12 protein-coding genes are annotated in these 11,969 nt (G+C 57.7%); 7 read left to right on the plus strand and 5 right to left on the minus strand.

Going from position 1 to position 11,969, the window contains the following annotated elements:
- Positions 1 to 136: 136 nt before the first annotated feature.
- The 6 genes from qseB (at position 137) to C3451_RS17750 (ending at position 4,332) form a co-directional block, all read left to right on the plus strand.
- On the plus strand, positions 137 to 796 hold the full coding sequence (gene qseB / locus C3451_RS17725; RefSeq protein WP_022649409.1) for a quorum sensing response regulator transcription factor QseB: 660 nt from the start codon (positions 137 to 139) through the stop codon (positions 794 to 796).
- A complete protein-coding gene (gene qseC / locus C3451_RS17730) occupies positions 793 to 2,142 on the plus strand; it encodes a quorum sensing histidine kinase QseC (protein ID WP_045622726.1) in 1,350 nt (449 codons plus the stop codon). The genes qseB and qseC overlap by 4 nt, the downstream gene beginning before the upstream one ends.
- Before the next feature lie 104 nt (positions 2,143 to 2,246).
- On the plus strand, positions 2,247 to 2,828 hold the full coding sequence (locus C3451_RS17735; RefSeq protein WP_063139271.1) for an NAD(P)H-dependent oxidoreductase: 582 nt from the start codon (positions 2,247 to 2,249) through the stop codon (positions 2,826 to 2,828).
- A gap of 30 nt (positions 2,829 to 2,858) precedes the next feature.
- On the plus strand, positions 2,859 to 3,173 hold the full coding sequence (locus C3451_RS17740) for a putative quinol monooxygenase (protein WP_003862506.1): 315 nt from the start codon (positions 2,859 to 2,861) through the stop codon (positions 3,171 to 3,173).
- Between the two features lie 151 nt (positions 3,174 to 3,324).
- Positions 3,325 to 3,765, plus strand: coding sequence for a peptidoglycan-binding protein LysM (gene lysM / locus C3451_RS17745; protein ID WP_022649412.1), 441 nt, complete (start codon positions 3,325 to 3,327; stop codon positions 3,763 to 3,765).
- A gap of 39 nt (positions 3,766 to 3,804) precedes the next feature.
- Positions 3,805 to 4,332, plus strand: a complete 528-nt coding sequence (locus C3451_RS17750; protein ID WP_022649413.1) for a hypothetical protein — start codon at positions 3,805 to 3,807, stop codon at positions 4,330 to 4,332.
- A 12-nt stretch (positions 4,333 to 4,344) separates the two neighbouring features.
- Here the strand turns inward: C3451_RS17750 and C3451_RS17755 are convergent, their stop codons facing one another.
- From C3451_RS17755 to C3451_RS17765, 3 genes are read right to left on the minus strand one after another with little or no spacing between them, the layout of a single operon-like run.
- Complete coding sequence (locus C3451_RS17755; protein ID WP_045622724.1) at positions 4,345 to 5,532, minus strand: glycoside hydrolase family 88 protein; 1,188 nt, start codon at positions 5,530 to 5,532, stop codon at positions 4,345 to 4,347.
- A 28-nt stretch (positions 5,533 to 5,560) separates the two neighbouring features.
- On the minus strand, positions 5,561 to 6,826 hold the full coding sequence (locus C3451_RS17760; RefSeq protein WP_022649415.1) for an oligosaccharide MFS transporter: 1,266 nt from the start codon (positions 6,824 to 6,826) through the stop codon (positions 5,561 to 5,563).
- Positions 6,827 to 6,857: 31 nt separating this feature from the next.
- Positions 6,858 to 8,672, minus strand: a complete 1,815-nt coding sequence (locus C3451_RS17765) for a DUF2264 domain-containing protein (RefSeq protein WP_045622722.1) — start codon at positions 8,670 to 8,672, stop codon at positions 6,858 to 6,860.
- Between the two features lie 166 nt (positions 8,673 to 8,838).
- Between C3451_RS17765 and C3451_RS17770 the strand changes: the two genes are divergently transcribed.
- Complete coding sequence (locus tag C3451_RS17770) at positions 8,839 to 9,678, plus strand: AraC family transcriptional regulator (protein WP_045622720.1); 840 nt, start codon at positions 8,839 to 8,841, stop codon at positions 9,676 to 9,678.
- Between the two features lie 467 nt (positions 9,679 to 10,145).
- Here the strand turns inward: C3451_RS17770 and C3451_RS17775 are convergent, their stop codons facing one another.
- Both C3451_RS17775 and C3451_RS17780 read right to left on the minus strand, forming a co-directional pair.
- Positions 10,146 to 11,021 (minus strand): MurR/RpiR family transcriptional regulator, encoded by an 876-nt coding sequence (locus tag C3451_RS17775; protein ID WP_045623392.1) that lies wholly within the window; start codon positions 11,019 to 11,021, stop codon positions 10,146 to 10,148.
- Positions 11,018 to 11,968 (minus strand): iron-siderophore ABC transporter substrate-binding protein, encoded by a 951-nt coding sequence (locus C3451_RS17780; RefSeq protein ID WP_045623391.1) that lies wholly within the window; start codon positions 11,966 to 11,968, stop codon positions 11,018 to 11,020. The genes C3451_RS17775 and C3451_RS17780 overlap by 4 nt, the downstream gene beginning before the upstream one ends.
- Position 11,969 lies beyond the last annotated feature (1 nt).

The raw sequence follows: 11,969 nt of genomic DNA on the forward strand, positions 1-11,969 counted from the left end.
AATCTCTCCCTTTAATGTCGTTTCACAATCCATTAAACAGGGTAAACCTTAACAACTTCTTAAGGGGAAAATTTATTTATTTTTACTGTACAGCAGGCGCTTGCAGAAGGTTTACTGACGGCATCAAGGAGGAAATATGCGCATTTTACTGGTAGAAGACGACAAGCTCATCGGCGATGGCATCAAAGCGGGCTTAAGCAAAATGGGCTTTAACGTGGACTGGTTTACCGACGGTAAAACCGGGCAGGCGGCCCTGTACACCGCGCCGTACGATGCCGTGGTGCTGGACCTGACGCTGCCGGAAATCGACGGGCTTGAGATCCTGCGCGCCTGGCGCGAAAGCGGTAAGAGCGAACCGGTGCTGATCCTCACCGCGCGGGATGCGCTGAATCAGCGCGTCGAAGGGTTACGCCTGGGGGCGGATGATTACCTGTGTAAGCCGTTCGCGCTGATTGAAGTGGCAGCCCGCCTCGAAGCGCTGGTGCGCCGCAGCCACGGGCAGGCGCGCAGCGAGCTGCGTCACGGCAAGGTCACGCTCGATCCGGCAAGTCTCGTCGCCACGCTGGAGGGCGAAACGCTGGTGCTCAAACCCAAAGAGTTCGCCCTGCTGGAACTGCTGATGCGCAACGCGGGCCGCGTGCTGCCGCGCAAGGCCATCGAAGAGAAACTCTACAACTGGGATGATGACGTCTCCAGCAACGCCGTCGAAGTCCACGTTCATCATTTACGCCGCAAGCTCGGCAGCGAATTTATCCGCACCGTGCACGGCATCGGTTATACCCTGGGTGACGCATGAAACTGACCCAACGCCTGAGCCTAAAGCTGCGCCTGACGCTCCTCTTTTTGCTGCTGTCCCTGGCGGCCTGGTTTGCCGCAAGCGTGGTGGCCTGGCACCAGACGACCGACAAGCTCGATAAGCTGTTCGATACCCAGCAGATGCTGTTTGCCAAACGGCTGCTGACGATGGACGTGGACGAACTCCGCGCCCCGGAACGCATGCGCGAGGTGCCGAAAAAAGCCAAACACGGCCATCTTGACGACGATGCGCTGGCCTTCGCAATCTTCACCGCAGACGGCAGCATGGTGCTTAACGACGGTGAGAACGGGCGCGACATACCTTATCACTACCGCCGGGACGGATTTGATGACGGTCGGTTGCAGGATGACAACGACGAATGGCGTTTCCTGTGGCTGACCTCCCCGGACGGGAAATACCGCGTGGTGGTTGGCCAGGAGTGGGAGTACCGACAAGATATGGCGCTGGACGTGGTCAGCTCGCAGTTGACGCCGTGGCTGGTGGCGCTGCCCGTAATGCTTCTGTTGCTGATTGTCCTGCTGAGCCGGGAACTGAAACCGCTGAAAAACCTGGCGCAGACCCTGCGTTCACGCTCGCCGGATGCGACCGATACGCTGCCCACCCACGGCGTGCCGACGGAGGTTCGCCCGCTGCTTGATGCGCTTAACCATCTTTTCGCCCGTACGCAGGAGATGATGGCCCGCGAGCGCCGCTTCACCTCGGATGCCGCTCATGAGTTGCGCAGCCCGCTTGCCGCGCTGAAGGTGCAAACCGACGTGGCGCAGCTTTCCCTTGACGATCCCGAGGCGCAGTCTAAAGCGCTGGGGCAATTGCATGCGGGCATCGACCGCGCCTCCCGGCTGGTGGATCAGCTTCTCACCCTGTCGCGCCTGGATTCACTGGATAATCTTGATGACGTCGAACCCGTGATGATGGCCGATTTGCTGCAATCCGCGGTGCTGGATATCTGGCATCCGGCGCAGCAGGCGGGCATTGATATTCGGCTCAACGTCAACGCGCCCGAGGTGATGCGTCACGGACAGCCGCTATTGCTGAGCCTGCTGGCGCGTAACCTGCTGGACAACGCCGTTCGTTACAGCCCGCGCGGCAGCGTGGTGGACGTGACGCTGAACACCCAAAGCTTTACCGTGCGCGACAACGGCCCGGGCATTTCAACCGATGCGCTGGCGCGTCTCGGCGAGCGCTTTTATCGTCCACCGGGCCAGGACGCCACCGGCAGCGGTCTGGGGTTGTCTATCGTGAAGCGCATCGCGGCGTTATACGAGATGCGCGTCTCGCTGGGCAATGCGCCTGAAGGGGGCTTTGAGGTGACCGTCAGCTGGTAGCCATTATTGCGCTGAGCGCAAAAGACTTTGCACATTTTGCTTATTTTTCCGCTCCGTCCTCGCGCGTAGAATACCTGGCATACTCTCAGCATCGAGGACAAATAATGAGCAACATTCTGATTATCAACGGCGCGAAAGAATTTGCGCACTCTAAAGGCCAGCTCAATGACACCCTGACCGAGGTCGCGGATGGTTTCCTGCGCGACGCCGGACATGATGTTAAGGTTGTGCACGCGGACAGCGATTACGACGTGAAGGCCGAAGTGCAGAACTTCCTGTGGGCCGACGTGGTTATCTGGCAGATGCCGGGCTGGTGGATGGGCGCACCGTGGACCGTGAAAAAATACATGGACGATGTGTTTACCGAAGGTCACGGTTCGCTGTATGCCAGCGACGGCCGCACCCGCTCAGACGCGTCTAAAAAATACGGTTCCGGCGGCCTGTTGCAGGGCAAGAAATACATGCTCTCCCTGACCTGGAATGCCCCGCTTGAAGCGTTCACCGAGCAAGATCAGTTCTTTGAAGGCGTAGGCGTAGACGGCGCGTATCTGCCATTCCACAAGGCGAATCAGTTCCTGGCTATGGAGCCGCTGCCGACCTTTATCGTCAATGACGTAATTAAAATGCCGGACGTCCCACGCTATATCGCAGAATATCGCAAGCATCTCGCGGAAATTTTTGCTTAACTGGTAGCCTGGAATTAGAAGGAGTTAATTATGCTTACCGTTATTGCTGAAATCCGTACGCGTCCTGGCCAACATCACCGCCAGGCGGTGCTGGATGAGTTCGCAAAGATCATCCCGACCGTACTGAAAGAAGAAGGCTGCCACGGCTACGCGCCAATGGTGGACGCCGCCACCAGCGCAAGCTTCCAGGCGACCGCGCCAGACTCGATCATCATGGTTGAGCAGTGGGAAACCGTCGCGCACCTTGAAGCGCATTTGCAGACCGCGCATATGAAAGCGTGGAGCGACGCGGTGAAAGGGGACGTTCTGGAAACCCATATCCGTATTCTGGAGCAAGGGGTTTAAGTTCTGTGAAATTTGCCGGGTGGCACTGCGTTTACCCGGCCTACAACTTCCCTCCCAGGCCCGGTAAGCGTTAACGCCACCGGGCTTTTTTTATCACCTTAACACTCAACTGCTATGCTTATTCTGACTTCATGTTAAACAGGAGGATGGAATGGGTCTTTTTAATTTCGTAAAAGAAGCAGGCGAAAAGCTGTGGGACAATCTGACCGATCATAAGGGTCAGAGCGATAAAATCACCGAGCACCTCAAGAAACTCAACATTCCCGGTTCCGATAAGGTTCAGGTTGACGTCACCGACGGCAAAGCCAGCGTGACGGGCGACGGGCTGACGCAGGAGCAGAAAGAAAAAATCCAGGTCGCCGTCGGCAACATCGCAGGCGTCAGCGAGGTGGAGAACAACATCACCGCGACAGATGCCAAAGATGAAGCTACTTACTATACGGTGAAATCCGGCGATACCCTGAGCGCGATCTCTAAAACCGTGTACGGCGATGCTAACCAGTACAACAAGATTTTTGAGGCTAACCGCCCTATGCTCTCCAGCCCCGATAAAATCTATCCCGGCCAGACGCTGCGTATTCCTAAAGCATAACGTCTAAAACAGTCGGTTCACGTCGCGCAGAGGAACAGAATGAAAATAGCTTGTCTTGGCTGGGGTTCGTTAATCTGGAAAAGCGGCGCGTTACCGGTAGCCGGTGAGTGGCAGACCGACGGGCCTTCTTTGCCCGTCGAGTTCTGTCGGGTCAGCGATGGCGGTGAACTGGCGACCGCCATCTGTATGAATGCCCCTGCCGTGCCGGTGCTTTGGGCATGGCTGGAGGCCACAACGTTGAGCGTGGCCTGCCGCGCTTTGCGTGAGCGCGAAGCCATTCCCGAGGATCGCTGCGATGGCATTGGCTCGCTGCTAATCACCGGACGCGACACGGGTATCCTGACAACATGGGCCAGGGAGAAAGGTATTGAAGCGATCATCTGGACCGGGCTCCCGCCGAGAAGCGCGTCACAGGAAGGCAGGGTTCCTGCCGTGGACGAAGCCATCGCTTATCTCGACGGCCTCAGCGGAGAGACCCGTAGCCATGCGCAGGACTATATTTGCCGCGTGCCTGCCCAGCTTGATACGCCCTACCGGCGCGTCATTAAAGACGTGCTTGGATGGTAATCCCCCGGCCAGTTACCAGTACAGTTTCCAGCTCCGGGTGAAACGCACCAGCGCCTCAACGTAGAAGTAATCTCCCCAGCTTGCGCACTCATCCACGCCTTTGTTGCTCCCGAGGTGGTAAACCGAGTGTTTAAGCAGCCCGTTGCCCTTTTCTTCTCTCCCCATCAGATAGTGTTTCGTCAGTGACGACATAATGCCTTTAGCCCATTCCATATAGCGCTCGCGATCCGGATCCGTGACCGGCAGGTGTTTCACCAGCTCCAGCAGCCCACATACCGCAATCGCCGCCGAGGAAGAATCACGCAGCGCGTCGGTGCCCACCAGCGCCAGATCCCAGTGGCAGACGTAGTCGTCGGGCAGGCGATTGAGGAAGTAGTTCGCCAGCCGTTTTGACAGGGCGATCATCGTCTCGTCGCCGGTATAGATATAGCTCAGCAGGAAGCCGTAAATTCCCCACGCCTGCCCGCGTGACCAGCAGGAGTCGTCGGCGTAGCCCTGCTGGGTGTTGCCGTAGCGCGGTGCGCCGGTTGTCACATCCATATAGTAGGTGTGGAAGGTGGAGGCATCGTCACGAATGAGGTACGTCGCCGCCTGCATGACGTGCGCTTTTGCGGCGTCGGCAAAACGCGGATCGCCCGTCTGCTCCGTTGCCCAGTAGAGCAGCGGCAGGTTCATGTTGCAGTCGATGATCATCCGCCCGGCCTGGTCCGGATCGGAGAGATCGCCCCACGCCTGGATGATCTTCGCCTTCTCGTGGAAGCGTTCCAGCAGAGCTTCCGCCGCCAGCAGCGAGAAGCCGCGCGCCTCGCGGTTTCCGGTCAGCCGCCACGCGGCTACGCAGGAGAGCGTGTAGAGGAAGCCTAAATCGTGGGTGTTGGTGTCGTTGCGCCCGGCGATGCGCAGGCCAAACGAGCGCACGTGTTTTTCCGCCATCGCGCGGAATTTTTCCTCGCCGCTCATCTCCCATGCCAGCCATAGCTGCCCGGTCCAGAAGCTGGTGGTCCACTCCACGTTGTCAGTCAGCGGATAAAAACCGTTCTGGCAGGTTTCCGCCGGGAATTTGTCGCCGAACTCCGTTAAATGACGGCTAATCAGGTCCAGAACGTGGCTGCGCGCCGAATTCAGTTCATCGCTGAATGCGCGGGAGTCAACGGGCGCAGCGATAACAGGCAGACGTTCTTCTTTGATACGACTTAACATATTTCGGTTCCTTCTTTGACGGCGTAATTTATCGTGTTGACGTTTCTGCTACGTTCAGCGCACGAGCCCCGCGCCATTTGCTCTGACAGGCGGATAACGTAAAAGCAGAAATAAGGGTAAAGGTCAGCGCCGTTGCGCCCATGATGATATAGGTGTGCTCAAAGCCAATACGGTCATACATATACCCGGCAGGGGAAGAGACCACCACGTTGCCAACGTAGAGCATTGCCTGATAGCCGAGTAAATACATGGTGGCATTGACGCGCTTGTCGAAATGCTCGGCGATATATTTAAATACCGACACCAGCAGGAGACAAATTTCCAGACCGTACAGCGGCTTAAGCACTGAAATTAACAGGTGAGAATCACACATGCCGGAAATAATCAGACGCGCCCCGACCACCAGCCCGACAATTAATAGCCCGCGTTTGGCGCCAATAAAGTTCACAAACAGCGGGACCACCATATACATGACAAATTCCATGCCCGACTGCACGGTCCCGAGATAACCGAATACCGCGTTGCCCTCATGAATATCATCGAAGAAGGTGACGAAATAGCGCGAGAACTGCTGCTCGGCGATAAACATCATCCACGCCACGCCCGCCACGTACAGGCAGAAGGCCCAGAATTTGCGGTTTCGCAGCAGGGCGTAAACGTCTGACGGGGCGATTTTCTCTTTCGTCAGCACCTCGCCCGCGTGAATGGAGTTAGTGTTCACTTTCAGGCTCAGCAGGACGATCAGCATCACCACCGACGCCACGCTGCCGAGGATAAAGTTATACGCCGGTGAGAGGTTAAACAGCAGGCCGGAGAAGGACGATGCCACCGCCCAGCCGAGCGAACCCCACATGCGAATTTGCCCGAATTCCATGCCGTTCAAACGGCTAAAGCGGTCGGAATACGATTCGCACGCCGCCACACCCGCGTACCAGGCAAAGCTTAAATAGAGCGCGCCGATAATAATCCCCAGCAGGGTATTAGACATTAACAGTGGCTGGTATACGTAAATAAAGAACGGCGCCATCAGGGCCGACATGATCACCACAAAATAGAGCAGGTATTTGCTCATGCCGATCTTATCGAGAATATAGCCGTAGATCGGTTTAAGAATAACGGAGAATATCCCGTTCACCGCAAAAACGGTTCCAATCACCGAGCCGCTGAGATTGGCTTTCTGGCCAAGCCAGATCGCCAGCAGTCCAATACTGGCAGACCAGGTAAAGAAATAGAGAAAGATAAAGCTACTGATTTTGTAATATTCAGTTCTGTTAGTTGTCGATGTGCTTTTCATATCATCCTCGCCGACGTGTAGGGCCAGATTTTTATAATGTGAACGACAGCTTACGTTCGCTTCCGGGTTCGCTAATGACGACCCGGCTATGGGTTATATTCAGCTGCGGCGTCGCCGCAACGGGCTGTTTTCCGCCAGCCAGAACGGCGCAACAGAGCCAGCTTTCCCCTTGCGGGAGGTCGGCCTTTAACAACGGAATGGAAGCGCACTCCGCAAACATAATGCTGCTGTTCGGCGGCGTGACGATGCTGTCTGGCTGGCGGTGAATGACCGGCGAAAGATCGACAATGACGCTGCTGCCGTTTTCAGCCATCAGATAACAACCGCGATCGCGCACCTGGTGGGCGGTTTTCATCACCGCAAAGCCGCCCTCGACGGTTTGCAGAGTGCGCGCGCTGTTGATGCGGTGCAGGCGCAGGTGCCACTCCCCGAACGGGATCTGCCAGGTCGCAATCTGCACGTCGCGCCACGGCGACCAGCGCGAGAAAATGTAATGTTCATCCACCCGAACCTCTTCGCACTCGCGACGACCGCGGAAATAGTCATCTTCGTCCGCCAGCAGCAGCATGGAATCGCAGGCGGTATGCTTCAGGCCAAAACGCCCGCGCTCAATGGTGAATCCGAAGCGGCTGGAGTAGGCAAATTTGGTGTATTTCGCTTCGGTGTTGACGTAGTTATTCAGCTCCAGCTGACCAGCGGTGAGCATGACGACGTGCTGCGAAGCTTTCGAATGCATCAGGATCTGCTGCGCATGCGGGATCACATGTTTTTCAGCAAGCGCGGGCAGCGGCTGCTCGTCGGCCTGCCAGAACGGATGCGCCTCCGGCAGCGCCAGGATCAGGTAGGTTTTCAGCGCCCAGTACGGTGAACCGGGGGAGTTGTAATCCTCGCACATCGCCAGGTTCGGATACGCAAACCCCAGGGTAAGAATACCGTCGCGATCGACAATCGACTGCTGCTGCCACCAGCGCAGATGCCGCAGCACAATGCCCTTCACGATACCCGGGGTGAAGACGTCCAGCTGAGAAAAAGCCACCGCGCTCCAGAAGGCAACCATGGCAAAGCGGTAGGTCAGGCTGCGGCCAAACGGCACCGAGGCACCATCGGCGGCGGACCAGTAGATAAAGTCTTCCGCGAACAGACGCGAGCGCTCGCGCAGCACCTTCGCCCTCGCCTCGTCGTCACTCAGGGTGGCGTAAATCAGGCCGTAAAAATGGAAAGCCATGGAGATGTAATAGTCTTTCGGGCGGCCGGGACCGTCGGAGTACCAGCCGTCGCCGAGATAGTAGGCGTCCATCAGCGCAAAGCGGTGGTCAATGGCGGCCTGATCGTACGGCAGGCCGGCGCGCTTAAAGCCGAGCTGGACCATAATGGCAAAATAGTTCCAGTTGCTGTCTGGCATCTGCGCGTCGGTGATTTGGTTGAGCCACGCGTGCAGGTTCATCACCTCGCGCCCGGTAAAGTGCGCGGTGAGTTTATCTCCCAGCAGAGCGAGCCCCAGACCGTAGGCCGCCATCTCTACCAGACGCTGATCGTACGGGCCGGTTTCACCCCAGTAGCCGGTGCTTTGCGGGTCGGTACCAAGCTTAATGGCAGTAAGGTACTTCTCGCTGAACGGCGTGCTTTCGCCGGATGCCATCAGCGGAAACAGCCCCCACAGCGCGCGGGAAAGTCCCTCCATCTGCGCAATATCCGCTGTGTAATGGGCGCAGGTATCACCCAGCGAGAATCGTGAACGGTTCGCCGGAAATTGCGTATCCAGCGCCTGTAAAAGTGCATTCAACGACGCCACTACCTCCTGGCGTGAAGACAACGGATTTGATTTTTCTTTGTTTGCCGCCCACATCGGTTCGCCCTCGTAATCAACTGCGGCAAAGCATAGTGAATCCGCAAGGGGCAGAAATGTTAGCCGTGTCACAGGCATGAACGATGAATAAACCTCCAGTTGAGAAAATTTAAAAAGGTGGTTTATAAAGACGGTCAGACGGGAAAAAGTTGAGTTTTATTGCACTATGCGCGACACGCCGACATCCGATCTTCTGGAACTGATCGCCCTGAACGATACCGTGGCCTCGTTCAGCCGCCTGTTTGCCAATACCGTGCGCTACCATCACTGGCACCAGTGTCTGGAGATCCTCTATGTGGAAGAGGGCTTTGGCGTGGCGATTGTCGATAATCGTCACTACACCATGCGCCCCGGACGGCTGTTTTTCTTCCCGCCTTTTACGCTGCACAAGGTCATGGTGGACGAACAGGCGGAGGCAATTTACCGCCGCACCATTATTCATCTCGACCAGCACGCGGTGCTGAAGATCCTGCGGGATTTTCCCCAGACCCGGCAGCGTCTGGAGCGGCTGTCACGCCGTGGCGGCGAAGCGTGGGTCGCCGATTTAGCCCACTTCCATCACCATATCGACCATCTGTTTAGCTGCTATAAACCGCCGATGAACGGCGAGAGCATCGCCAGCCTGCTGATAGGCCTGTTCGCGATGCTGCCCGACGATCGCGACGGCGAGCCGGGAAACACCCAGGGGATCGCCAGCCAGGTGATGTTTTGGCTCGACGAGCATTATCAGGAGAAATTTCGTCTGGATGCGCTGGCCAATGAGCTGGGAAAATCCCGCAGCTATGTATCGCGAAAATTCCATGCGGAAACGGGCGAAAAAATTCACGACTACCTGAATACGCTAAGGTTGCGTAAGGCGTGTGAGTGTTTACTCCACACTGATTCGAGCGTGCGTGACATTGCCGCACAGGCGGGTTTTTCCGACGTGACGTGGTTTATCAGCGCGTTTAAAAAAGGAATTGGCGAGACGCCGCTGCAGTACAGGAAGAACCATCGTGCGGTTTGACGCCCTCACCCACGGGGCTGAGGGTTCCCCACAAATTAATGCGAGCACTGAGCAATCCCCTCGCCCCTCCGGGGAGAGGGTTAGGGTGAGGGGAACATACGGCGGTGGTGGTCATTCCGTTCACTTTATGTTCCTTGCTACTCTGTAACGACATGACCGGTGAACGTGCCAGGGTGGCTCAGTCGCCACCACCCTGGCGACCCGGGCTCCCGGCGGTAAATCGCCGCTTCGCGGTGCCCTCGGCTCATTCCTTCCGGCTTATCGGGTACGGGCGGAGGCAACGTCCCTGTAAAGCCGCCCTCTCGGCGCATCCCTGCGCCTCGCCCCGGCCGGAAGGCAAACGCCTCAGCGATTTACAGCCGGACCAGGGCATCGCTGACAGTCCTCAGTCATTTAGAAAGCAACTTTATTGCTTCTGCATAAAAAAATTACTGGGGATCCCTCAGCCCACGGGGAGAGGGGGAAAATCAACCGCTCTTCTTGCCCGGCTTTAATCCGCGGTGTAACTCGTTGATGCGCTTCATCGACTTGATGGTGCGCTGCGGCTCGGTGGAGGCGACGGACAGAATAATCATCTCCAGGCACAGCAGCACCGTGCCGTGCAGCGGGATTTTGCCCTTCTCGCCGCCGCGCGGGACGTGGATCACTACGCTTGCCTCTTTGCTAAAGCGCGAGTCCGTGGCGTTGGTCAGCAAAATGGTGGGAATACCCAGGCGCTTCGCTTCGCGCAGCGTGGTCTGTCCCTCCCGGTGCGCGGATTTTTGCGCCATCATTACCAGCACGTCACCGCGCTGTAGGGCAATCAGCTGTTCGGCGAGGCCAATACCGGTGCGGTTGAGCGGGATCGCAGGCAGGCCTATACGGCTAAACAGTCGCGAGGTGTACTCAGCCAGAATGCCGGATGCGCCAATGCCAAAAATAGCGACCTGTCTCGCCTGCGCCAGCAGCGACACCGCCTGCGCCATCGCGTAGCGGTTGCCCGGTTCGGACAACACCGCGCAGGTGTGTTGATGGCCTTCCAGCACAAAATCGATGCTCGCGTCGACGTCGCTGGTAAGCGTGTTTACCGTCGTGGACATCTTCTCGCTGGAGGAGACCACCGGGCCAAACCACTGCTCCAGGGTCTGCTTGAGATCCCGCAGCCCGCCAAACCCAAGCGCCTGAATGGCACGCACCACGGTGGCGTCCGAGGTGTGTAGCACAGCGGCAATCTCCATTGCCGTCTGCTCCATAACCGCTTCACGATTTTCATTGATATAGCTCGCCACCTGCAGCAGGCGCGGCGTCAGCTGGTGCGCCCGCGAGCGGAGGCGGTCGCCGTAGACATCAATTTTTCGGATCATCGAGCGGCCTCCGGCAGCGGACGGCCCGCTATCTGCGACTGCACCTGCGCGGCCATCAGCCCCAGCGAGGCAAATGAATTTGAGATCGCTTCCTCGCGGGAGATGAGCACGTAATGCCCGGTTCGGCAGGCGTTGAGAAACTGACACCAGCCCGGCATCACCGCATCCATCGCCGCCAGCTCGTCCTGCGGTTTTCCGCCGGTGTCCCCGCGCCAGGTTGCAAAGACAAAGTCAGCATCCAGCTCCGGCAGACGCTCGGCGCTGACGTCGATGCGCCCGCCCTCCGGGATGCTCTCAATCAGCGGCGGGAACCTGAACCCTGCGTCGCGCAGCACGCGCCCAAGCGAGTGGTAGCTGTGCATGGCGTTGATTTTGCCCTGATTGGCCTGAATCACCGAGACGGTCAGTTTGCTCGTATCGATGGTCGCCTTTAGCGCCTCGATCTGCTCCTGATAGCGACGCTCCAGAATCTTCAGCCGCGCCTCTGTCCCGGTAAGCTGCGCCAGCTTGCGGTAGATCTCCGGCGCGCCGCCGTCGAGGTGATCGATACTCACCGTCGGGGCAATTTTTTCCAGCTGTTCGACCGGCGTGTTGCGGGTCGGCTCGGTGATGATAAGATCCGGCTTCGCCGCGGCGATGGCTTCAATATCGATATCGGCGGTGCCGATGAATGTGATGTCGGAATTATCAAAATCGATGCCCGTCAGCATGCCGCTGGAGCGCAGAAAATGGCTGCCGTCCGGTCGGGTACGGCCATGGCTGGCAACCGGCGGTACGCCAAACTCGATCAGCGGAATGGTGATATCCAGGTCGTGCAGGGACACAATCCGCTTCGGGTTAACCGGCACCACCACTTTGCGGTTCAGGTCGTCAGTAAACGTCTGCGTTGGCTCTGCGGCTCCTACAGCAAAACCCACCAGCACCAGCATTGCAAAAAATACGCGCATT

The sequence above is a fragment of the Enterobacter sp. 301B genome (assembly GCF_003850715.1).
Lineage (GTDB): Bacteria > Pseudomonadota > Gammaproteobacteria > Enterobacterales > Enterobacteriaceae > Enterobacter > Enterobacter intestinihominis.